At 37.6% G+C, this 21,990-nt stretch carries 22 protein-coding genes; 4 read left to right on the top strand and 18 right to left on the bottom strand.

The features are described 5' to 3' along the window. Positions 1 to 3: 3 nt before the first annotated feature. From C7S20_RS16750 to mnmE, 10 genes are all read right to left on the bottom strand, one after another. Entirely contained in the window at positions 4 to 672 is a 669-nt protein-coding gene (locus C7S20_RS16750) for an HhH-GPD family protein (RefSeq protein ID WP_107013546.1), read from the bottom strand. A 206-nt stretch (positions 673 to 878) separates the two neighbouring features. After that, positions 879 to 1,706 carry a hypothetical protein gene (locus C7S20_RS16745; RefSeq protein ID WP_107013545.1) on the bottom strand — a complete coding sequence of 276 codons (828 nt, stop codon included), beginning with the start codon at positions 1,704 to 1,706 and terminating at the stop codon, positions 879 to 881. A gap of 255 nt (positions 1,707 to 1,961) precedes the next feature. Continuing rightward, positions 1,962 to 2,399 (bottom strand): hypothetical protein, encoded by a 438-nt coding sequence (locus C7S20_RS16740; protein WP_107013544.1) that lies wholly within the window; start codon positions 2,397 to 2,399, stop codon positions 1,962 to 1,964. 125 nt (positions 2,400 to 2,524) lie between these two features. Beyond that, on the bottom strand, positions 2,525 to 3,349 hold the full coding sequence (locus tag C7S20_RS16735; protein WP_159039964.1) for a hypothetical protein: 825 nt from the start codon (positions 3,347 to 3,349) through the stop codon (positions 2,525 to 2,527). Continuing rightward, on the bottom strand, positions 3,270 to 4,028 hold the full coding sequence (locus C7S20_RS16730) for a hypothetical protein (protein ID WP_107013542.1): 759 nt from the start codon (positions 4,026 to 4,028) through the stop codon (positions 3,270 to 3,272). The genes C7S20_RS16735 and C7S20_RS16730 overlap by 80 nt, the downstream gene beginning before the upstream one ends. Beyond that, positions 4,029 to 4,343, bottom strand: a complete 315-nt coding sequence (locus C7S20_RS16725; protein WP_107013541.1) for a helix-turn-helix transcriptional regulator — start codon at positions 4,341 to 4,343, stop codon at positions 4,029 to 4,031. 171 nt (positions 4,344 to 4,514) lie between these two features. After that, positions 4,515 to 5,480 carry a hypothetical protein gene (locus tag C7S20_RS16720; protein WP_107013540.1) on the bottom strand — a complete coding sequence of 322 codons (966 nt, stop codon included), beginning with the start codon at positions 5,478 to 5,480 and terminating at the stop codon, positions 4,515 to 4,517. Further along, the gene (locus C7S20_RS16715) at positions 5,470 to 6,606 is read right to left on the bottom strand and encodes a site-specific integrase (protein WP_107013539.1); all 1,137 of its coding nucleotides are present in this window, start codon (positions 6,604 to 6,606) and stop codon (positions 5,470 to 5,472) included. Before C7S20_RS16715 ends, C7S20_RS16720 begins: the two co-directional genes overlap by 11 nt. A 9-nt stretch (positions 6,607 to 6,615) precedes the next feature. Then, positions 6,616 to 6,996 carry a helix-turn-helix transcriptional regulator gene (locus tag C7S20_RS16710; protein WP_107013538.1) on the bottom strand — a complete coding sequence of 127 codons (381 nt, stop codon included), beginning with the start codon at positions 6,994 to 6,996 and terminating at the stop codon, positions 6,616 to 6,618. Positions 6,997 to 7,234: 238 nt separating this feature from the next. Next, positions 7,235 to 8,674, bottom strand: a complete 1,440-nt coding sequence (mnmE, locus tag C7S20_RS16705) for a tRNA uridine-5-carboxymethylaminomethyl(34) synthesis GTPase MnmE (RefSeq protein ID WP_107013537.1) — start codon at positions 8,672 to 8,674, stop codon at positions 7,235 to 7,237. 100 nt (positions 8,675 to 8,774) lie between these two features. On the opposite strand from mnmE, the gene C7S20_RS16700 reads away from it, so the two are divergent. Beyond that, entirely contained in the window at positions 8,775 to 9,113 is a 339-nt protein-coding gene (locus tag C7S20_RS16700; protein WP_107013536.1) for a DUF4870 domain-containing protein, read from the top strand. Positions 9,114 to 9,206: 93 nt separating this feature from the next. Here C7S20_RS16700 and C7S20_RS16695 read toward each other — a convergent pair whose 3' ends face one another. The 6 genes from C7S20_RS16695 to C7S20_RS16665 all read right to left on the bottom strand — a co-directional run bounded on the left by C7S20_RS16695 (position 9,207) and on the right by C7S20_RS16665 (position 15,039). After that, a complete protein-coding gene (locus C7S20_RS16695; protein ID WP_107013535.1) occupies positions 9,207 to 9,623 on the bottom strand; it encodes a hypothetical protein in 417 nt (138 codons plus the stop codon). Between the two features lie 378 nt (positions 9,624 to 10,001). Further along, positions 10,002 to 11,120, bottom strand: a complete 1,119-nt coding sequence (dnaN, locus tag C7S20_RS16685) for a DNA polymerase III subunit beta (RefSeq protein ID WP_107013533.1) — start codon at positions 11,118 to 11,120, stop codon at positions 10,002 to 10,004. 202 nt (positions 11,121 to 11,322) lie between these two features. After that, complete coding sequence (gene gldG / locus C7S20_RS16680) at positions 11,323 to 12,993, bottom strand: gliding motility-associated ABC transporter substrate-binding protein GldG (protein WP_107013532.1); 1,671 nt, start codon at positions 12,991 to 12,993, stop codon at positions 11,323 to 11,325. Then, a complete protein-coding gene (gene gldF, locus C7S20_RS16675) occupies positions 12,993 to 13,730 on the bottom strand; it encodes a gliding motility-associated ABC transporter permease subunit GldF (protein WP_107013531.1) in 738 nt (245 codons plus the stop codon). The genes gldG and gldF overlap by 1 nt, the downstream gene beginning before the upstream one ends. Before the next feature lie 175 nt (positions 13,731 to 13,905). After that, positions 13,906 to 14,205, bottom strand: a complete 300-nt coding sequence (locus C7S20_RS16670) for a putative quinol monooxygenase (RefSeq protein ID WP_107013530.1) — start codon at positions 14,203 to 14,205, stop codon at positions 13,906 to 13,908. Beyond that, a complete protein-coding gene (locus C7S20_RS16665; RefSeq protein WP_107013529.1) occupies positions 14,206 to 15,039 on the bottom strand; it encodes an SAM hydrolase/SAM-dependent halogenase family protein in 834 nt (277 codons plus the stop codon). A gap of 195 nt (positions 15,040 to 15,234) precedes the next feature. On the opposite strand from C7S20_RS16665, the gene C7S20_RS16660 reads away from it, so the two are divergent. The 3 genes from C7S20_RS16660 to acs all read left to right on the top strand — a co-directional run bounded on the left by C7S20_RS16660 (position 15,235) and on the right by acs (position 19,230). Further along, positions 15,235 to 16,188 carry a PhoH family protein gene (locus tag C7S20_RS16660; RefSeq protein WP_107013528.1) on the top strand — a complete coding sequence of 318 codons (954 nt, stop codon included), beginning with the start codon at positions 15,235 to 15,237 and terminating at the stop codon, positions 16,186 to 16,188. A 21-nt stretch (positions 16,189 to 16,209) separates the two neighbouring features. Beyond that, positions 16,210 to 17,160 carry a phosphoribosylaminoimidazolesuccinocarboxamide synthase gene (locus C7S20_RS16655; RefSeq protein WP_107013527.1) on the top strand — a complete coding sequence of 317 codons (951 nt, stop codon included), beginning with the start codon at positions 16,210 to 16,212 and terminating at the stop codon, positions 17,158 to 17,160. Between the two features lie 162 nt (positions 17,161 to 17,322). Continuing rightward, on the top strand, positions 17,323 to 19,230 hold the full coding sequence (gene acs / locus C7S20_RS16650) for an acetate--CoA ligase (RefSeq protein WP_107013526.1): 1,908 nt from the start codon (positions 17,323 to 17,325) through the stop codon (positions 19,228 to 19,230). Between the two features lie 133 nt (positions 19,231 to 19,363). Here acs and C7S20_RS16645 read toward each other — a convergent pair whose 3' ends face one another. Together C7S20_RS16645 and C7S20_RS16640 are read right to left on the bottom strand one after the other, a co-directional pair. Then, positions 19,364 to 20,041, bottom strand: coding sequence for a 3'-5' exonuclease (locus tag C7S20_RS16645; protein WP_107013525.1), 678 nt, complete (start codon positions 20,039 to 20,041; stop codon positions 19,364 to 19,366). Next, the gene (locus C7S20_RS16640; RefSeq protein ID WP_107013524.1) at positions 20,038 to 21,960 is read right to left on the bottom strand and encodes a DUF294 nucleotidyltransferase-like domain-containing protein; all 1,923 of its coding nucleotides are present in this window, start codon (positions 21,958 to 21,960) and stop codon (positions 20,038 to 20,040) included. Before C7S20_RS16640 ends, C7S20_RS16645 begins: the two co-directional genes overlap by 4 nt. Between the last annotated feature and the right edge of the window lie 30 nt (positions 21,961 to 21,990).

Genomic DNA, 21,990 nt, shown 5'->3' with positions numbered 1-21,990 from the left:
ATTTTATTCGAGGATGTTGTCGTTAAAGTAGAGGCAATTTTCCTTTAAAGGACAAATTTGGCAATTAGGATTTTTTTTCTTGCAAACCATTGCTCCTAGGTCTAGAATTGCCCAGTTTATTTTTTTGGGAAATTTATGGTTGACAACATCCATTGATAATTTTTTTAAATATGGGTCATATCTAATATCTACAAGTTTACGAGGTCCAAAATACCTTTCTAGAACTCTCGCCATATTCACATCGAGTAGGGGAGCAGGTTTATTTAGTATGAATAACTCATAAGCATTCGCAATGTATTGACCCATCATAGGTATTTTTTCCACCTCTTCTCTTGATTTTGGGAATCTACCATTCTTACATCGCATTTCTTGGGCCATTTTATATAGTCGAGAACCTTTTTGATTATAAAGTCCGATGGGTCTTAATACTGATTGAATGTCTTTTTCTGACGCCGTGGATAATTTTTTCCAAGATGGATATAATTTTAAAAAATCGGAAAAAAAATTTGCTATTGTCTCGGCTTTTGTTCTTTGTAAAAGGACTTCTACTATAATTTTTTGGTAATTGCTAGCTGAAGGGTTTCGCCATTTAAAATGACGGCCATTTTCTTTATACCAGTTTAAAATAACCCTTTGAAATTTAAAAATTTTGGTATCCGGAATTTCTTTCATTCATTGCTGATTTTGTGCTCAATAAAACAATTAGAGCATAAACTATTCCTAGAACTTTATAAACTAATGAAATCTAAATTTTAAAGAAATTGAAAGAATAGAAAAGTTATAATTAAGTAAACGAGGTAGTAATTTGATTAATGTTAAACTAAAAGAAAGTCTTTATTTTTCCAATAGTAGTTTACTTGAGATCTAAATTTTTAAAATCAATATTTTAATTCCGAAGGTCCTTTTCTCATTATTTCAGGCATTTCGTGAGGATATCTATCTAACTTTAATTTTTCTTCCTTTTTCTTACAGGTACGGCATAACACCATCAACCTATTCCCATAAATAACCTTACCTTTAAAATCATTTTCAATATTCGAAATTGAAATGGAATGGTTACCCCGGTTAGGGATATCTTTGATAACGTTTTTTAATACTTTTTTTGAAGTTAGAACTGGCTTTTCAAAGACGGAGGGGAATTCTCCACTTCCACACCGTTGACACTTTGGATTATCAGTCAAATATTTCTCTTGCACCTCTTTTTCCCAGTTGTTTGATAAAGGTTTAAGGTGCTTATAAATTTGTTTTCTAGTCCCTACCAAATCGCCTTTAATTAACTCCTTTGGTTGATTGGGTTGAAAAAGATTTATAAAGAATTCATAAATCTTTTTGAAGATCGATTGCCCTCGATTCTCAGTTTTTCTCTTGATTCTGTTCTTAGCTGTTGATCTAGGTTTTTTAGATGACTTAGTATTTTTAAATTTTTTAGATATTGGATGTGATTGTCTATACCTATATAAAGCTTTAATAGCGGCTCTATATAGTCCATGGCTTTCGTATCCAAATTCTGAAAATCTTCCATCAGTGTCATAAAATCCTTTAATTCTTTTCAAGTGGCCATTATCTACTTTATAAATGTTAGTAGGGTTTCCTGTATGACTACTGTAATGTTCAGAAAGTCTATTAATTGCTCTTGAATAACTGCGCCCAGTGGCTTCAATTTTTCCTTCAACTTTTACTAACCAAGCACTAAATTTTTCCTCCATCTTCTAAGGTTGTTAGTTATTATAAATTTTTGATTATATAATTATGGTTATCAAATCTGGTTTATGTCAATAATTTAACGGCCGTTGCCAAACCATTGCAACGGCTATTACAAGATTTATTGAAGAGCCATTGCTAGGCCGTTGCAATGGTTGATATAGATAAATGTAATTAAAATAAATTTTATAAGATGCTGTATTATAGCTTAATATGATATTTGGGATTATCTAGGCTATGGCAGTCAAAAGTTGCCTAGCTTATATATTTTGCTGATAATCCTGCTCAATATTCCCCTGCAATTTTAATATCCTTTTTAGCTTAAACTGCCTTCTGATTTTAAGTTTTTTTTCCATTAAGATATTAAGTTCCACTTTGATTTCATCTAATCTTCTCTGAACTAATCCAAAATCAAATCTTCCGGTAGGTTGTATAATTTTATAATCGGCTCGATCTAGCTTGAAAAACAATAAAAGTGATTTTAATTCATTTTCAGTGATAGTATATCTGCTGTCATGCTCCTCTTGCCTATGAAGGATCTGAATATTCTCATAGTCAAAGTAGACCTCTTTATTACCTTTTCCATGAAGTTTAAATGCATGTTTCCTTTTGATTTTATCCCGGTTCGATGTAGTTTCTTCGAATCCAAATTTTATCAAAGTATTTATAAGTACCTCATTTGCCTTAAATATCTTCATTGTAATTATTTTTATTTTAATATCTACTAACGGTCTGAGTTAAGTTACCCCTGCAACGGTTCTATTAAGACCAGTTGCGGTGGCAATTGGAAACACCGTTGCAGCCGTTTTAGTTATAAATTTATTTATAGTACTTCTTCAATGGTTTTGTTAAGTGAATTAAGCTTTTTAAAAAAGGTTTCAAGAACTATTTCTTTACATTGAATCTTCTGATTATTTTGTCCAATTTGAATTTTATGAAGAATTGATTTTAATTCTTTACGATCAACATGTTTTTTTTCCTTGGATTTGTATCTTCTTTTTATTGCCTTACGCTTAATTTTTTCTCTATACCTTTTGGTGTGAATTGGAAGTAGTCCACGCTTATACAGAACATCATAAACATAGGCCTTACCATAAGGTATTTTCCCTGAGATTTTAAATTCCTCAAAACATTCAATTATTCCATTTAAAACCAATAATGCCTTTTCAACTTCAGACATACTTTTTTTCTCAATAGGCTTTGAGATAGGAAGATTATTATTTCCTCGGATATTCCGTAGCCAGACCTTATATTTTATTAGTATAGTAGAAACATATTGGGCATTGAACAGCTGGAAATGAGGTGTAGGTTCCCCATGCGTGCCATATCTATCTATTTTGAATGCGTAATCTATTTCTTCTAATGAAAGACCTCCAAATCGGCTTAAAATTAATTCTAAAATATCTTGTTTGTTATTTGGGCTTATTGGATCTTTTATTCCAACCATGTTAGACGCTTTTGTGAATATTACTGAAAGTCCATGCTGGAAATACTTTTTATCATTTTGATCTTTAAGATTAAAATCTTTGATTTTGGTATACTCGTGAGTCTTTTTTGCAAATCCAACCTCAGTCAAGGTCCCAGCCTTGGAGATTTTGGTTAATAGTGTTTGCTGTTTGACGGTTAATTCTTTGCTCGTCGTTTCCATGATGATAGTTTTTTGATGATGAATTTTTAAAATCGGATATTCTCTTTATCCAAGAGCTGACAGATGGTTTCCAGCTCACCATTTTATTTTTTCCTACTTTCCAGCCATTAGATTCATAATGGTTGAAATAAGCTTGAGATTCTTTTTCGGCTTCAATAGATTCTAAACCTAAATTTTCCATTTCATGTAATACTTCATTGACTGAGGGAGCGCAAAAGTCTACATCTCTTCTTTCTTTTTTTAATTCTTTAGTATTCTTAATTTCTTCTATTGTATGCCGTTCATGTTTCCCTTTTGGGTTCTTTATTGTAGTTGTTAATGTATCGTTTAATGATTCCCTATCCGTTTGATATTCCTCGTAATTGGTAATGTTTATAAGGGTTGTAGAGTGTTTCCCTTTTCCTATGGTCTTCCTGGTTATCATCTCATCACTTTCAAGCAGATCAAAAAAACTTACAGTTGCTTTAGGCCCACAATTAAAAAGCCTTGCCCAGGTCCTAATTGAATTGGTTGATGATCCTCGCTCTACTCTTAGTAGACTATTTCCAAGGACCATTTTACCATGGGTATAATTCACTTCTAATAACATCGTTATCCACATCTGGGCCTTTACAGGGTCTTCCCAAATCCAATGATTGATTGTCTGCCTATGAACCTTTATCCATCCTTTAGAAGACATTTAATACCGGTTATTTAGAAGATATTCATCAGCTTTTCTTTTTATATCCTCGGTGGTAGTTTTCTTCCCGTTTTTAAGCCATTCCATTATTTCTGACTTGAGGAAAAATAATTTCCCTCTCTTGTGATAAGGTATCTTGTTCTTCTGGACTAGTCCGTATATGGAAGTTTTCTTATAACCAATCAGTTCGCCTAACTCTTCAATTGTTAGGTATTGATCTTCTTGACTTACGTCTTGCTCGAGTAACTGCTTAAGAAGAATTTTAGCTATCAAGTGTGCGTTTTCTTCAGTTACTTCGTAAACTACTTTTCTCATTTTGTTATTTATATTGATTAATAATCTTCAGCTAATAAAGCGACGTTTTAGAGGGTGACGAAAGATGTAGTTCAGGCGCAGTAGATGGTAGTTGAAATCAAAGAGCCTCACAACTAAGGGATTGTGAGGCTCTTTTTATATAAGAAGATCTTATTATTTACGTAAAATAGTTCATTTTTTCTTTATACTCCTTTGAAACTTCACTTCTTTTTGTCTTGCGAGATCCACTTTTATGGCTCCTTTTAAGTTGTCAATTTCTAAATACTCTATCTGGCTATATAACATTTTTAATTTCGCGGTAGCCTTCTTTGTTCCATAGTATTTATGTCCTTTTTGAATTTTATTGTAGAGTGTATTTTCTCTTGCACTTTCTTGAAAAATTGAAATGTCTACTGGGGTTTTTCCAAGCAGAGCAAAAATCTTAACCTTTTCAGTGTTCGTTAGGGATTTATATTTTAGTAGGTAATGAATTAGAAGTAGCTTTTCATCATCGTCTAAGTTAGGAAGAGGGGAATCTTCTATGGGTTTCTTTTCTATAGGTTTTGATTCTTTTAAAATTTCATCTTTTTGATTTTCAATATAGAACTCACCATAGGGATCTATATCTATCTTCTCTAAATCTGTACTACTATAGGAAGGATATTTTTCTTTTACCAACCGATTAAAATCAGAGTACTCTTTATAATGATTTAGAGGTTCTAATTTGAACCTGAATAGTTCGTCTTGGTCATAATAGGTTTTTACTATTCTACTTATTCTTCCAGATAAGTTATATACATCATAGATGGCTTTATACTTTGAAAATGTTTGGATAAATTCAATGTAGGATCCGAATGTCGAATTTTCGTTTTCTTCATATAAATCTCTAACCTCGTTGGAAAGAATCTTACTTATGCTATTGCTTGTGTAGTGCTTGTCTTTATTATCAAAGCCTTGTGCTATTTCGTAGAAAAAGTTTTCTTGATTTTTAGGAGGAATAGCAAAATAGTCATCATACACTTTTTGTCTGCTTCTTTTTTCAGCGGATCTATAGGTTCGCTCCTCCTTTTTGTATTTAACCAATTCCAGCTTTAACCACTTTTCGTAATGTCGAAAAGTGGATTTATAATACTGTTCAAATAGTTCTTTATAATCCATCAAATTCAAGATTTAGTTTTTTCGAGGCTTCAATTTTTTGTCGGTCCATTACTTTGCCATAGATCTGGGTTGTAGTAACATTCTTATGACCTAACATTTTGGAAAGCGTGTAAATGTCGGTTCCTTTTGATAATTGAAGGGTAGCATAAGTATGGCGGAAATTATGAAAGGATATTTTTTTTTTGATATCTGCTGCGTCTAACCAATCCTTTAATGGGCGGGTAATTTGAGAATACTTGATATTTTTAAAGACTTTTCCTTTTGTTGTACCTTCCTTTACCAATAGAGCCTGAGCATTATTAGGTATGAAGTGATTTTGAATATTTCCGGTTTTTCTTTCCTTAAGTTTAATGTAATACCCTTGAGATTTGTCATGGAATACATTCTTCCACTCCAGATTATTAATATCCGCAAATCGTAACCCTGTCATCACAGAAAAGAATGCCATCCGTTTGAGAGAAGGAAGGGCACAGGTTGCTTTAGAAAGCTCTTTTAATTCCTCTTCTGTTAGGTATTCGCGATAGGTTTCTTCCTCCTTAATGTAAACTGCATCCTCCGCTAAATTAGATGCTAATAGCTTCTTTTTATGAGCTCTTTTTAAGACATTAATAAAGTTTTTATAATAGGCAGAAGCAGTGTTGCGTGAAAGATCTTTTTCGTTATTCCTCAAGGTTTTTGCGGATAACAAAAAATCACGGAATTTTTCTACGTGATAGGGTAAAAGCTGTTTACTCATTAGGCTCTTCCCAATATACTTTTCCCAGTAATCTAAAGAAGACTTCCAGGAATGATAATTTCCTTTACTACCGTTGTTGTAGTATTCACCTACAATACTCTTGAAGAAGTCATAAAAGTTGATGTCCAGATTCATATGTTCTTTTAGACCATATTCTTTATTTCTTATATCTATTAGTCTTTTGGCTCGAATTTGTTCTGCAAGTTGAATTTGTGTGGAATTATGTTCACGCTCAATTTCATTTTTGGGATTTTCAAAGATCTTGAGTTTTAGAAACTCCCTACGGGTTGGTTTGCCAGTTTTAGGATTAACTATTTCTGGATAGAAGTCAAGATAAAGGCTTAGTTTTCCTTTTGCCAATTTTTTACTTCTCAATGTTACGTTAGCCATAGAATTGTTTTAATTTTTAAATAAATTATCAATTTCACTTCTTTTTACCCGGGTAGATCTTTGGGAGAATTTAACCGCTTTTAAATTCCCCTCTTTAATTAATCTATAAACTGTAGCTTTAGAAAGCCGCAAAAGTTTAGCTACTTCTGGAACAGTTAGAAATTCAGTTTCTTTTATTATGCTCAGGTAGGAGGAGGAAGGTCCCGGAACCTTTTTAATAATTTCTTCATTATTAGAAACGCTGTCACCATTTAACTTTTCATACTTTTTTTTCTCTTTATATGCTCTGCTATTGCAAGTGTGCGAACAGTATCTGGTGACCATTGTCTTAGCTATAAACGTTTTGCCGCAGTGTTCGCAAATTTTTTCAACCCTAATATTAGTCGCCATTTCGAAATAAATTAGTTCTATAAATACTTCTAAAGATTTTTAAGAATCTATTGGTTACATTAAGAATCATTTTCTCGCCATTTATATGTTTGTTCTTTTTCAATTAAAAACGAGGTACAACAAAGGTACAATTTTGACCCAAGTTTAAATGATTTTTCCTGATTATTAATTAGAGTGTAAAAATAAAACCCCTATAAAATAAGGGTTCGTGAATAAAAATACTTTTTAGTAAATTAGATCATTTGCCAATACAAAAATTCGCAAAGATATTCCCCAGTAAATCATCGTTGGTGATCTCGCCGGTAATCTCACCAAAATGGTAGAGCGCCTGGCGAATATCGATAGCCAGAAGATCTCCCGATAGATCCCGGTTCAAGCCTTCTTCCACCTTATTGATCTCTTCCAGTGCTTTTAAAAGGGCGGCGTAATGCCGACTGTTCGTGACTATCGTGTCGCTGTTTCTCAGGGCGCCGGTGTTCACATATTCCAAAAGTCTTTGTTTTAATTCTTCGACCCCGGCTCCGGTTTTTGCGGAAAGCAGCAAGTATTGAATGTATTCTACGGAGCCTGTGCCGAGCGAAGCCGAGGTGCTCGAAATGACTTCCAGCTCCGACTTTAAATTATTTAATTCTTCTTCGGAAAGTTTATCAACCTTATTCGCAATAACGAGAATAGGTTTTTGAGGAAATTTGTTCCTGATCTTCTCAATTTCCACTCTGAACTCTGAACTCCGAACTCCGAACTTTTCTGCATTCAGCAGAAAAACAACTACCTGCGCCTGTCCGATCTTCTCAAAGGTCTTTTTTATACCTATGCTTTCAACCACGTCTTTGGTTTCCCTGATCCCGGCAGTATCGATAAACCGAAAACCCACACCGCCAATGCTCATTTCATCTTCAATCGTATCACGCGTAGTCCCGGCAATTTCGGAAACTATCGCTCTTTCTTCATTCAAAAGTGCGTTCAGTAAGGTCGATTTTCCCACATTGGGTTCACCAACAATGGCTACGGGAATTCCGTTTTTCAGCACATTTCCGGTGGCGAAGGAATCGATCAGCCGTTTCAGCACCGTTTGAATTTTTGCGATAAGTCCTTTGAACTGGTCACGATTGGCAAATTCCACGTCTTCTTCAGCAAAGTCGAGTTCCAGTTCAATTAGGGATGCAAAATTGAGCAGTTCTTCGCGCAATTTCTGAATTTCATTCGAAAATCCGCCGCGCATCTGCTGCATGGCCATCTGGTGAGAAGCTGCATTTTCAGAATTGATCAAATCGGCAACCGCTTCGGCCTGGCTGAGGTCCATCTTTCCGTTTCGAAAAGCCCGAAGGGTGAATTCCCCCGCTTCCGCAGCACGACAACCTTTTCTGATCAGTAATTGAATGATCTCCTGCTGGATATAAGGGCTTCCATGACAGGAAATTTCCACGGTTTCTTCCCCGGTATACGACCTGCTGCCTTTAAAAATAGATACCAGCACTTCATCTATGGTACGTTGCCCGTCCATAATATTGCCGAGGTGTAGCGTGTGAGAATCCTGTTCCTCAAGTTTTTTTCCGCTTTTAGCTTTAAAAAGAGGAGAAACAATCTTCAAAGCATCCGGCCCGGAAACCCTTATCACGGCTATGGCTCCGGCACCTGATGGAGTTGCAAGCGCTACAATGGTATCGTTCATTTTCATGCGGCAAATTTAGCAAAGAAAAAATTGCCTGCTAAAAATATGTAACAAAGCCTGATTGCAGGCGTCTTTATAATACAGCCAACCATCAAAATTTAAAAAAATGAGAGAAGATAATCAGTTGATCATGCTAACGCACTTGAGTCAGTTATTAGATTTAGTTACGGGATTTGGCGGATTTATCGTTCCGCTGGTGATCTGGTTAACGCAAAAAGACAAGGTTGCGGGAATGGATATGCACGGGAAAATGATCCTGAATTTCCAGATAAGTCTTTTTATATATACCATTCTTTCGATCCCGCTAATACTTTTATTCGGATTGGGAATTTTCGTTTTAATGGCTGTAGGTCTTCTCGCCCTGATATTTCCTATTATTAATGCGATCAAAGCAAGCAATGGAGAAATGCCGTATTATCCTCTTTCCATTGAAATTATTAAATAGAAAGTAAAAATAAGCTTTCCTTAAGGGATATAAAAAAAGCCATTGCTCCGGGCTCGGAGATGGCTTTTAATATTTCAGTTCTTAACTGTTTTATCAGGACGAAGAACCTGCTTCTTCTACAGTTATGGTTTTTTCTATGAATTCATTGGGAGCAGTCTGGAATTTTAAAACATACTCTCCGGTAACTTCTGGTGTGAATTCATAAGTTGCTGTTTTGGTAGTTATGACCTGTGCACAGGCGCAACCTTCATAAACAGCTTCAACGGCAATGGTTCTGGTGGTTCCGTCAATGCTTTCATCAAATTGGGCAAATTCTCCGCAGGCGTTCTTCACCTGAAAAGTAACATTCACACTAACCACTTCATTAACCGTAGCAGTTGCCGGTGCTTCTACATTGGTCACCTTGGCTACATCGTCATAATTAATACATTCTTCCTCATTGTCATCTTCTGAACAGGCAATAAAAAAGAAAATACTTAAGAACAGAATTAAAATGTTTCTCTTTTTCATGGCTTTAAAATTTTTATGATTATTAATTGCTTTAAGAAGGTATCGATATAGGCAATTAAAGTGTAGGGAAGGGGGCTGCTGCTTAGTTTCTTGCAGATCCCCGTGATTGAAAAAATCAGGATATCGATACCTGCATTTGCCTTTAATTTAAAAAGTAACGTTGAAAAATTCTTCTGTTTAACAGAGTTTATAATTGCGGCCGGAAAATTCAAAAATGAATCTTAAACAGAAGGCAAAACGGAGATAATTGTTAAATTTTCTTCGGATGAATTCCTATTGAAAAAGCTGTTTTCTAAGGTTTTGGATATTTAATTTTATGGATAAAAAAAACCCGCCTAAAATTTAGACGGGGATCTCTATTTAAATTGAATTAGCCTTTCAATTATTGAGCATCACCGGCATTACCAACATGGTGATCTTTTCGCCTTTATCAAGGCCGTCAACCGGGGTAAGGATTCCCGCACGATTGGGCAGGCTCATTTCCAGCATCACTTCGTCTGAGGTCAAATTCCCAAGCATTTCGGTAAGGAAGCGTGAGTTGAAACCTATCTGCATATCGTCTCCCTGGTAAGAACAGGTTAGACGCTCTTCCGCTTTATTGCTGTAATCCACATCTTCAGCAGAAATATTCAGCTCGGCACCGGCAATTTTTAAACGAACCTGGTGCGTTGTTTTATTAGAGAAAATCGAAACCCTTCTAACGGAACTCAAAAATTGATTTCTCTCGATGGTTAATTTATTAGGATTTTCCTTCGGAATTACCGCTTCATAATTCGGATATTTCCCGTCAATTAAACGGCAAATAAGCTGTGTATCGTCAAAAGTGAATTTGGCGTTGGAATCGTTGTATTCGATAAGAACTTCGGTTTCACTTCCGGCAAGTATACCTTTCAGCAGGTTCAAAGGTTTTTTAGGCATGATGAATTCAGCAGCCTGGTTGGCTGAAACATCTTCACGCGAATATTTTACCAGTTTATGGGCATCGGTAGCCACGAAAGTGAGTCCGTCTTCCTTGAACTGAAAGAAAACGCCACTCATCACCGGTCTCAAATCATCATTACCAGAGGCGAAAATAGTTTTTGCAATAGCAGTAGCAAGGATATCGGCTTCGACAACAGTGCTGCTGGGCTCTTCAAGCTCTACAGGATTGGGAAATTCCTCCCCATCGGCATAAGCCAGCGCGTATTTCCCGTAATTAGAGCTAAGCTCGATGGTATTATTTTCTTCAACTACGAAAGTAAGCGGTTGTTCAGGAAAGGTCTTCAGGGTATCTAAAAGGAGTTTCGCCGGCACGGCGATCTTTCCTTCAGAATCTGATTCTACTTTTAGTTTAGCCGACATTGTTGTTTCAAGATCGGAAGCGGAAACGGTTAATTCATCATTTTTAAGATCGAACAGAAAATTGTCTAAAATCGGTAAGGTATTGCTGTTATTGATTACCCCTCCAAGTATTTGTAGCTGTTTCAGCAGATAATTGCTGGATACAATAAATTTCATCGGCTTTTCTTGATTTATTTTGAATCAATTACAAATATATTTTAATAAGTCAAAAATTCAGGGATGGAGGCTGAGTTTTTATTAACAGAAAATAAGGCTTTTACATATTTAAATAATTGAATTTCAATTATTTAATGATATTTGTTTGAATAAAATTGTTAATATGTTGACTTCTGAAAAAAATGGCTTTTTTAGAGGCTTCCTATTTTACGTATTTTCTTTTTCGGTAGAAACGGAAAAGAATGCCAAAGATCAGAAGCAGTAGCAAAGGCCCGGCCAGATTGAGAATTTGCCAGAATTGTCTTTCTGAAGCCACCTTTTCAGTATCGAGAAAAGGGATGCTGATCTCTTTTGAGCGTATGTTGATGAGCCCGGTATCGTCGAGCAGGTAATTCACCGCGTTCAGCAAAAATTCTTTATTTCCGTACATGTTGCCGGTGTATGGCTGGAAACCGAGTTCCAGAGGCCTGCCGTTCTGCAGCTCGTTCCTGATCACATCACCGTCTGAAACCACCAGCAATTTGGTCTCTTTGCTTTCGTCTTTTGAATTAGGGATCTCAAAAGGCTTGATCCTGTTCTTATAAACCGATTTGAATCTCCCTTCCAGTAAAACGGAAAGTGGTTGTTCACCATCATCATATTCGCTTATATCTGGCTTTTTTCCAACCATTCCCAAACTGATTTTTTCAGGAAGCCCTTCCACCTTTGTCCGCGGGGAACTGCTGAGTAAAATTGTCTTTTTAACTTGGTTTTTCAGGGTATCCATGGGATTGGCATATTCAAATTTTACCGCCTCGATATTATTGATTATCGGATGTTCGTTAGGTGAAGTTGTAAGCGGACTGTAAAACCAGGGATAGGGGTTAAAACGGGTGTCATTTCCCTGACCTGTTGCCAGGATGATGGGAGCTGAATAAAGATCGTTTACCAGCGCGGGATTGATGCGAACTCCATACGAAAAGAAATAGTCGCCAAGGTTCAGGTCTCTGGGCAGGGCAATGGCCATTCCCTCTTCGTTGAGCAGGCTGTCTTTTTCCATATTGGTCATTTCAACCAGCCAGAGCATTTTTCCACCATTCATCAGGTATTGATCGAGTACGTATTTCTCCTTTTCTGAATATGGCTGAGTTGGTTTTGGCTCCAGGATAAGATCATATGCCTCGAGTTGCTTCAATGTTTTTTGCGGATTTGCTTCCACCGAATCCAGGGTGAAAGGCGCGGTGAAATAATATTCCTGGACCGTCTTAACAAAATCGGCGATTTTGGCATCCGGAAGTTCGCCATTTCCCCGCATAACAGCGATCTTCTTTTCCCGCGGATAAATAAGTTTGCTCAATCCATTCGCCAGGACGTATTCCAGTTGCTGTACCGAGGCGGTAATTCGCTCCTCATCGCTGGCGCCGATCTGGTTTTTAAGAAGCGGGATCTTTACCGTTTTCTTTCCATAATTTACAATTGCCCAGGGAAAAATAATGCTTTCGCTGTTCTTTCCATTTTCTTTTACATTTACCCGCGCCGGGGTCATTCCCATTTTATAGAATTCTTCGGCTACGGCCTGCGCATCTTCGCCTTCTTCCAGCGGATTGATAAAATTGAACTTGATATTATGGTTATAAGCCGCGAATTCTTCCAGCATTTGCCTCGTTTCATTGCGAAGTCTTCTGAATTCTGAAGGGAAACTGCCTTGGAGAAAAACATCGAAAATGATAGGCTGATCAACGTCTTCAATAATCTTACGCGCAGCAGGAGAGAGGCTGTACCGCTGATCCTGAGTGAGATCAAACCTGTAATAGAATTCCGAAGCAAAGAAATTCAGGATTATAAGTCCGGCGATGATAATGAGCAATGATCTTATTCTGTTTCCTTTCTTCACTACCGGCGGTTTTTAGATTGCGAAAGATTGAATTCCGTTAGTTTCAGAAACAGAAAAATAATGCTCAGAAAATATATGATATCCCGGGTGTCGATCACGCCACGACTGATGCTTTGGTAATGATAGCTGATGCCGAAATATTCCAGGATGTAGCTTGAATTTCCAAAAATTCCCGTCTCGCTGAGGCCTTCAAATCCGAAATAAAGTACGAAACAAAAGAAGAGAGCAAGGAGAAAAGACACGATCTGGTTGGAAGAAAGACTTGAGCTGAAAATACCAATCGCGGCATAGCTTCCGCCTAACAAAATGAGTCCGATGTACGATCCCAAAGTAGCCCCGGCATCAAAATTTCCGGGAGGTCTTCCTAATTTGCTGATGGTGTAAACGTAAAGCAGGCTTGGTAAAATGGCTAGTATGACTAAAATTACCACACCTAAATATTTTCCGAAAATCAGCTTTTTTAAACCAATTGGTTTTGTTAGCAGGATCTCCATAGTGCCCATACGGTTTTCATCGGCAAAACTGCGCATGCTTATAGCCGGAATCAGAAATATAAAGATCCAGGGCGCGAGATTAAAGAACGATTTCAGATCGGCAAAACCGCTGTCAAGAATATTGTATGAACCTGAAAAAACGAAAAGAAAAAGTCCGCAAGCCAGCAAAAACAGACCAATCACCAGGTATCCCGTGAGGGAGCTGAAGAAGGATCGTATTTCTTTATTTAGAATGGCAAACATCTATTTCAATTAACAATTAACAGTTATCAATTATAAGTGATTGGGGATTGGGGATTAGGGATTGATTTATATCTATTTTCAGCATACATCACAACTATACAATTTACATTTCTCAATATTAAGTATTCACTACTAACTACTCACTACTAACTACTAACTACTCACTACTCACTACTCAATACTCAATACTAACCAACTTATCCACGCTCCAGGCTTCCGGTTTTTCGTTAAAAAGCACTTTGGTATTTGCCCAGACTTCTTTAAAAAGTGAGGAATTCCTGTAGTTTTCAAGAGATTCTTCATCTTTCCAGTAACTATACGTAAAAAAGCGGTTTGTATTGTGTTTATCTCGGTATAGCTCCAAAAATTCACAACCTTCAAAATTCCTTATCTTCGATTTATTCTTTTCGAAATTTGAGAGAAACTCATCGATTTTTTCTTCCTGAAATCCCATTTTCACTATTCTCACAAACATTTATTCAAAATTTATGCTTATGGTATCCAGATAATCCAAACCAAATAAAGTGGAAGCTCCGCCCACAGTTTTAAGATTGCTCTTGTAAACAGCCAGTTCGATAAAACCTGCCGAATTGAAAAGTGCTAGTTTTTTACCGTCTTCTTCCTGCCTTTTATCCTTTTCAACATTGAAATTTATCGCATGGCTGTAGGTCTCATGAATACTGGAAAAACTGGTATTTCTTGCCCTGATTGTAAAATCTCTTCCTTTTCCAACATTTTCAAAAAATTTCCGGGAGATATTGGTGACCACATTTCCATAATTGTCAATATAGATCACATGCCCAAGTATCTGGTTTTTGTCTGAATTAACCGTTGGTTCGTACTGTTTTATATATTTAATATCCTGAATGCTTTTTCCTATTACCTCAAGGGTTCCGCCACGAGCGAGATGACAGGCAACCTTTACAAACACGTCAAGCACTGTGAAATTTGTCTGAACTTTATCATGAATGTTGATCTCGACGATCTTTTCTGGTTTAATTTCAGAAGCGATCAAAGAAAGGATCCCGTTATTGGCGCAAATGAAATAATGCTCATCGAGTTTTACTGCAAGGTGCTTGTTTTCAGGTGTAAGTTCAGAATCGATTCCTATAATGTGAATGCTGCCTTTTGGAAAATTCTTATAGGCATTTTTAATGATGTAAACAGCCTCGCTAATATGAAATGGGGAAACCGAATGCGAAATATCAACAATTTTCACGTCATTTAATTCACTATAAATAGCTCCTTTAACCGCGCCAGCGAAATAATCTTTTTCCCCGAAGTCGGTCGTTAAGGTAATGATGGCCATAGGCGATTGTTAATATTTTTTTAATCTGAGACTGGTTATTTTCCTTAAGTTTGTATAGAAGGCGAATATAAATTTAATTTTTAGGGATTCGCTTTAGCCAACTACATTCATTTCCAAAATTAGGATATTGAAAGCGAAGGACAAATAAAAATTTAAGAAACAAATTCTAATGCTTCACATTAAAAATACCTGCTTTTGAACGAACTTCTTATAGAACTTTCAGAGATCAGCCCACGCGAATTCTTCGGGCAACAAAACGAACACATTGAATTATTAAAAAAGTACTTTCCTAAACTCAAGATCGTAGCCCGCGGCAGTAAAATTCGCGTCTTTGGTGATGAGGAAATGCTTGAGGAGTTTGACCGGCGGTTTTCTATGCTGATGGATCACTTCGGGAAATACAATCGCCTCGATGAAAATATCATTGAACGGGTGCTGACCAGTGAAAGTGAAGAAGATTATCAAACTTCAGCAGAAAGTGGGGAAACGCTGGTGCATGGTGTAAGCGGGAAAGCAATAAAAGCGCAGACAGCCAATCAGCGCAAATTGGTGGAGCTTTCCAAAAAAAATGACCTGGTTTTTGCCATAGGACCGGCGGGTACCGGAAAAACCTATACCGGCGTGGCTTTGGCAGTGAAAGCACTAAAAGAAAAGCAGATAAAAAGGATCATTTTAACACGTCCCGCAGTGGAAGCCGGCGAAAATTTAGGTTTTCTTCCCGGCGATCTAAAAGAAAAACTCGATCCGTACATGCAGCCTTTGTATGATGCCCTGAGAGATATGATCCCGCATGAAAAACTGGAAACTTTTATCGAAAAAGGAATCATCCAGATCGCGCCACTGGCTTTTATGCGCGGACGTACTTTAGATCATGCATTTGTAATACTTGATGAGGCCCAGAATACCACCCATGCCCAAATGAAAATGTTCCTTACCCGAATGGGTAAAAACGCCAAATTTGTCATTACTGGTGATCCGGGGCAAATAGATCTACCCCGGCGGGTGATTTCAGGATTAAAGGAAGCATTATTGATCCTGAAAGACGTCAAAGGCGTTGGTATTGTTTATCTCGACGATAAAGATGTGATTCGTCACCGGCTTGTGAAAAAGATCATTGCCGCATACAAAACCATTGAACACAACGATTAACAGAAAAAGGATTTTTTCCTGATGAATAACACTATAATTAAAACAGATTTTAATTTCCCCGGACAGGTTTCGGTATACAAGGGCAAAGTACGGGATGTTTATTTTTTAAATGATGACCGGCTTGTCATGATCGCGACAGACAGGCTTTCGGCTTTTGATGTGGTCATGCCGAAGGGCATTCCGTACAAAGGTCAGATCCTGAACCAGATCGCGACCAAAATGATGGAGAAGACCAGCGATATCGTTCCAAATTGGCTGGAAGCAACACCAGATCCCAATGTTGCAATAGGAAGAAAATGTGAACCTTTTAAAGTGGAAATGGTCATTCGCGGATACCTTTCTGGCCACGCTGCCAGGGAATATAAGGCTGGGAAAAGGGAATTATGTGGCGTGAAAATGCCGGAAGGGATGAAGGAAAATGATAAATTTCCTGAACCTGTAATAACACCCGCAACCAAGGCTGAACATGGCGATCACGATGAGGATATTTCACGTGAAAATATTATCAAAAGGGGAATAGTTTCTGAAGAAGATTATAATAAACTGGAAGATTATACTCGTAAACTTTTCCAAAGAGGAACCGAAATTGCAGCAAAACAGGATCTTATCCTTGTAGATACCAAGTATGAGTTTGGAAAAACTCCGGAAGGTGAGATCGTATTGATCGATGAGATCCATACTCCAGATTCTTCCCGATATTTTTATGCTGATGGCTATGAAGAAAGACAGCAAAAAGGAGAACCTCAAAAGCAGCTTTCCAAGGAATTTGTGCGCCAATGGCTAATTTCGAAAGGTTTCCAGGGAAAAGAAGGTCAGCAGGTGCCGGAAATGAGCGATGAGTACATTGAAACAATTTCAGAAAGATATATTGAACTTTACGAAAATATCACCGGCGATAAATTTAAAAAAGCTGATGTCTCTAATATTCTTGCAAGAATTGAAAAAAATGTCGTTGCTTATCTCAAAGCTTAAGAATTTGCTCATAAATTAAAAATTTATACTAATTTCTTCGAATTTTTAAAAATTTTGATCTTTTTGTAATTGCTTTATTTTTTGAATTGGAAACGATTTAATAATTTTAGAAACCAAAACCGGTAAAGGCCGGTTTTCTTTTTCTAAAATCAAATACAAAAAATGAGTAATTATCACATCAAGAATCTTGAAGAGTACTTTCAGGTATACCGAAAATCTGTTAGAGAACCCGAAAATTTCTGGCAGGAAGTAGCCGAAGAACATTTTGTTTGGAGGAAAAAATGGGATAATGTTCTATCGTGGGATTTTTCCAAACCAGAAGTAAAATGGTTTGAAAATGCCAAACTCAATATTACCGAAAACTGTATTGACAGGCATCTTTTAACCAAAGGCGAAAAAACGGCGATTATCTGGGAACCTAATGATCCCAAAGAAGAAGCGCTTCATATTTCTTATAATGAGCTTCACAAAAAGGTAAATAAATTTGCCAATGTTCTAAAAGACCATGGGATAGAAAAAGGGGATAGGGTTTGTATTTATCTGCCCATGATTCCCGAACTGGCCTATGCTGTATTGGCCTGCGCGAGGATTGGCGCGATCCATTCGGTGGTTTTTGCGGGATTTTCATCTTCGGCACTTGCTACACGAACCCTGGATGCCGATTGTAAGATGATGATTACTTCAGATGGTTCCTATCGGGGTTCAAAAACAATAGATTTAAAAGGCATTGTAGACAAAGCGCTGGAAGAATGTCCTGATGTGAAATCGGTACTGGTTGCGAAAAGGATAAATTCTGATGTTGAAATGAAAGAAGGGCGTGATGAATGGTTGCAGCCGTTGCTGGATGAGGCTTCTGAACATTGTGAGCCGGAAGTTATGGATGCTGAAGACCCATTATTCATTCTTTACACCTCTGGTTCAACAGGCAGACCAAAAGGAATGCTCCACACCACTGCCGGGTATATGGTTTATACAGCTTACACTTTTAAAAATATTTTTAATTATCAAAATGATGATGTTTACTGGTGTACAGCAGATATTGGCTGGATTACCGGGCATTCCTATATCGTTTACGGTCCGCTTGCCAATGGAGCCACCACGATGATGTTTGAAGGGGTGCCTACGTATCCGGATTCCGGACGTTTCTGGGAAATTGTCGAAAAACATAAGGTTAATCAGTTTTATACCGCCCCCACAGCGATTAGAGCACTGGCCAAGAAAAACATTGATATTTTAGATAATTATGATCTTTCTTCTCTAAAAGTCTTAGGAACCGTAGGTGAACCCATAAATGAAGAGGCCTGGCACTGGTATAATGATAACATTGGAAAAGGAAAAAGCCCGATTGTTGATACGTGGTGGCAGACAGAAACCGGCGGTATCATGATCTCGCCTATTCCATTTGCCACACCTACCAAGCCAACTTTCGCAACCTTACCGTTTCCCGGTGTTCAGCCCGTTTTGATGGATGAAAATGGTGAAGAAATAAAGGGTAACCAGGTTGATGGCCGACTTTGCATTAAATTTCCATGGCCTTCAATGGCAAGAACTATCTGGGGAAATCATAAAAGATACAGGGACACCTATTTTTCAGCTTTTGAGAATAAATATTTTACGGGTGATGGAGCGCTTCGTGATGAGGTGGGCTATTACAGGATAACCGGTAGGGTAGATGATGTGATCATCGTTTCGGGCCACAATCTTGGAACCGCGCCTATAGAAGATGCTATCAACGAACATCCGGCCATCGCCGAGTCCGCCATAGTTGGATTCCCTCATGAAGTAAAAGGAAACGCGCTTTACGGATTTGTTATTCTGAAAGAATCTGGAGAATACAGAAATCAGGATAACCTAAGAAAAGAGATCAATCAGCAGATCTCCGAAAAGATAGGTCCCATTGCCAAGCCTGACAAAATCCAGTTTGTAGAAGGACTTCCGAAGACCCGCTCTGGAAAGATAATGAGAAGAATTCTAAGAAAAATAGCATCTAAAGAAACCTCTGATCTTGGGGACACTTCTACTTTGCTGAACCCTGAAGTGGTTGATGAGATCATTAAAAATGCGTTGTAAATTTTAAATTCTTGTAACCCGGTAAAAATTTATTTTCTGTTTTTCCGAGGGTTTAATAATAACTAAAGGTTGTTTGAAAGAATCGAATTTCGTCAAAAAAAGACGAATTTAAGATTTTTTCAGGCAGCCTTTTTTATAACCTGTATCTGAACAGGTTCTTAGAATTCATTTTTTTAGATTTACTTATTCTGGCCAGGATCTTAATGAAAATGATGGCTGTAATATAAGCATCTCCTAAAGCGGTATGCCTATCAGACAAGTCAATATTATAAGCTTCAGCAATCTCATCGAGAGTATAAACTTTTTCCCGGTCTATCAAATTGGTAAGAATTCGGGTTCTTTTATAAAGTAATGCAGTGTCCAGGTATTTGTTTTTCAACTTCGGTAAATCATGCCGTTCCAGGGCCTTATTGATCATTTTTATATCAAAATTGGCGTGGTGGGCAACCAGGACCGAATTTCCAATGTATTTAAGAAATTTTTTTAAAGCCTCTATTTCAGATAATTTTTCGGTCTTTTCACTTTTTATAATTCCGTGAATCTTAACTGTTTCAGGATTAAAGATTTCCTGCTCCAGGTAAATTTCAAAATTCCTGTTGATCTCGATGGCCTGTTTTTCTACAGTGACCGCTCCAATACATAATATCCGGTCGTTCTCAAAATCGAATCCGGTCGTTTCGGTATCGAACACGATATAGGTAATATCCTGAATATTTTCCGGGATCTCCTGTTGGAAAAGTCGGGCGTATTTTTTCCAGAAATCTGGCAGGTTCTCCGGTTGATCTTTCTTTTTAAACCAATTAAGAATCATAAATAGAAACTGGTTTCGTATCGTACTTTAATAAGCTCCTGTATATCTTTAATGCTTTTAAAACAACGTTTTAATTTGATCTTATCTTCTTTGCCCAAACTTTCCAGATCGATAAAACGACCACTGTCTTTATGTAGAAGTCCCTGGCGTGTCCTGAATTTAATAAGAGCTTTAGAGGAGTAGGCGCAGGCCTGGTAAATTTCTTTATTATTGGGTTCCAGCTGGGCCAGCTTTTCAAATCGATCAGCGGTATTGCTGATATTTTTTACCCGATGATCGAGAATGAGAAGTCGTGCAGCATCGGTAAGCGGCATAATTCCTCGTTTTTTAATATCAAACAGGTCTTTTTTCTCTCCATCCTGCTCCACCAGAAATTGTCGGAAAAAACCTAAAGGAGAGGGATTCCGAAGGGCCTGCACAGCCAGGCCTTTAATGAAATGTCGGTTCCCTTTTAAAGTATCGAAAATATGATCAGAAATGGCATTGGTAAGTTTAATATCCCCGTAACTAATATCAAAATCAAAGAAAATCTGGCAAAGTAGAATCTCATCGTTCCCGGAAGTGGTGATCCAACTTGTGAATTGTTGTTTCCACTCGCTTTCAGAAAGACAATACTTCGGATTTCGAGCCATCATTTCAGCGGGACAAAATTCATAACCAATAATGTTCAATCTTTTGGTCACTTTGGTAGCCAGTTTCAGAAAATAGCTGCGGGTTTCTTCCAGTTTTTCCTCAGGAACATCTTCAAAAACAAGCGCGTTATCCTGGTCGGTTTGGAGTAATTGCTCCTTGCGGCCCTGGCTTCCCAGCGACATCCAGGCGAAATTTACCGGAGGCGGGGAATCCATTTTCTGAATGCACCTGTCAATAACACGTTTAATTGTTGCATCATTCAGCTCGAACATTATTTTGCTGATATGGGTAAGAGGAATATTGCTTTTGATATAACCTTCCAGCAAAAACATGATTTTTCCGCGAATGCGGTTGAGCTTTGCCGTGCTTCTGGCTCTTTTAATAGCCTTCATAAGCACCGAAGGATTATTTCCCTGTGAGAAAATGATATCGTGTTCAGAAACTATTCCCTTGACCTTAGTGTTTGGGGTGCCGTCTTTGGTGATGCAGATGTGGTTAATATTATGCTTCATCATGGTTAGCTGGGCCTGGGCAAGCGTTAGATCTTTGGAATAACAAATCACCGGCGACTTCATTATTTTACCTATTTCGGTACTGGTTTTAACTTTTCCGGTTACCACCTTTTCCCGGAAATCAACGTCTGTAACAATACCTACGGGAATTTTGTTTTCCACAACGATCACAGAGCCAACCTTTCTCTTACTCATCTGGCTGGCGGCTTCCTGTATACTTGTACCCGGAGTGACCATTAGCATCTTTTTGCTAATTTGAACGGGTTGTAGATCAAAGAGGGCTTCTTTTTTTAAAATTACGTCCTGTTCTTCGGAAAATAATTTCCCTCTATGTTCATTGGAATATGGATTTCGGGTATTGGAAGCAAAACTTTCCATCAGGAAATTCCCTACTTCTGAATTTGTTATCGCGAAAGGTTTGAAATCGGTTAAAGGAATTGCATACAGAATACTTTCCTCTGCGGTGATCGCATTTATTTGGTAATTTTCTTTTGCGAAAAGAGGCCGAAGCCCAAACACATCGCCTTCATCACATTTGTCGATGGTCTCGGGTAGATCTTCTTTATCTGTTTTCTGAAGATCAACAGCTCCTTTATGAACAATATAAAAATAGTCGTGGCCGGCTTCTCCTTTTGAGAAGACCATTTTTCCCTGCTCAAAGTAAAGAACCTTTACTTTTTCTGAAATTCCCAGTAACTGACCGGCTTCCAGCAGGGAAAAAGGAGGAAAGTTGCCAAGGAAATCGGCAATTCGAACGGCAATTGTGTTACTCATACAGCAAATTTACCTAATTGCGGGAAACTT

Origin of the sequence: Christiangramia fulva (genome assembly GCF_003024155.1) — a bacterium.
GTDB lineage: Bacteria > Bacteroidota > Bacteroidia > Flavobacteriales > Flavobacteriaceae > Christiangramia > Christiangramia fulva.
The sequence above is the reverse complement of the archived record's forward strand: the minus strand, read 5'-3'. Positions and strand labels throughout refer to the sequence as shown.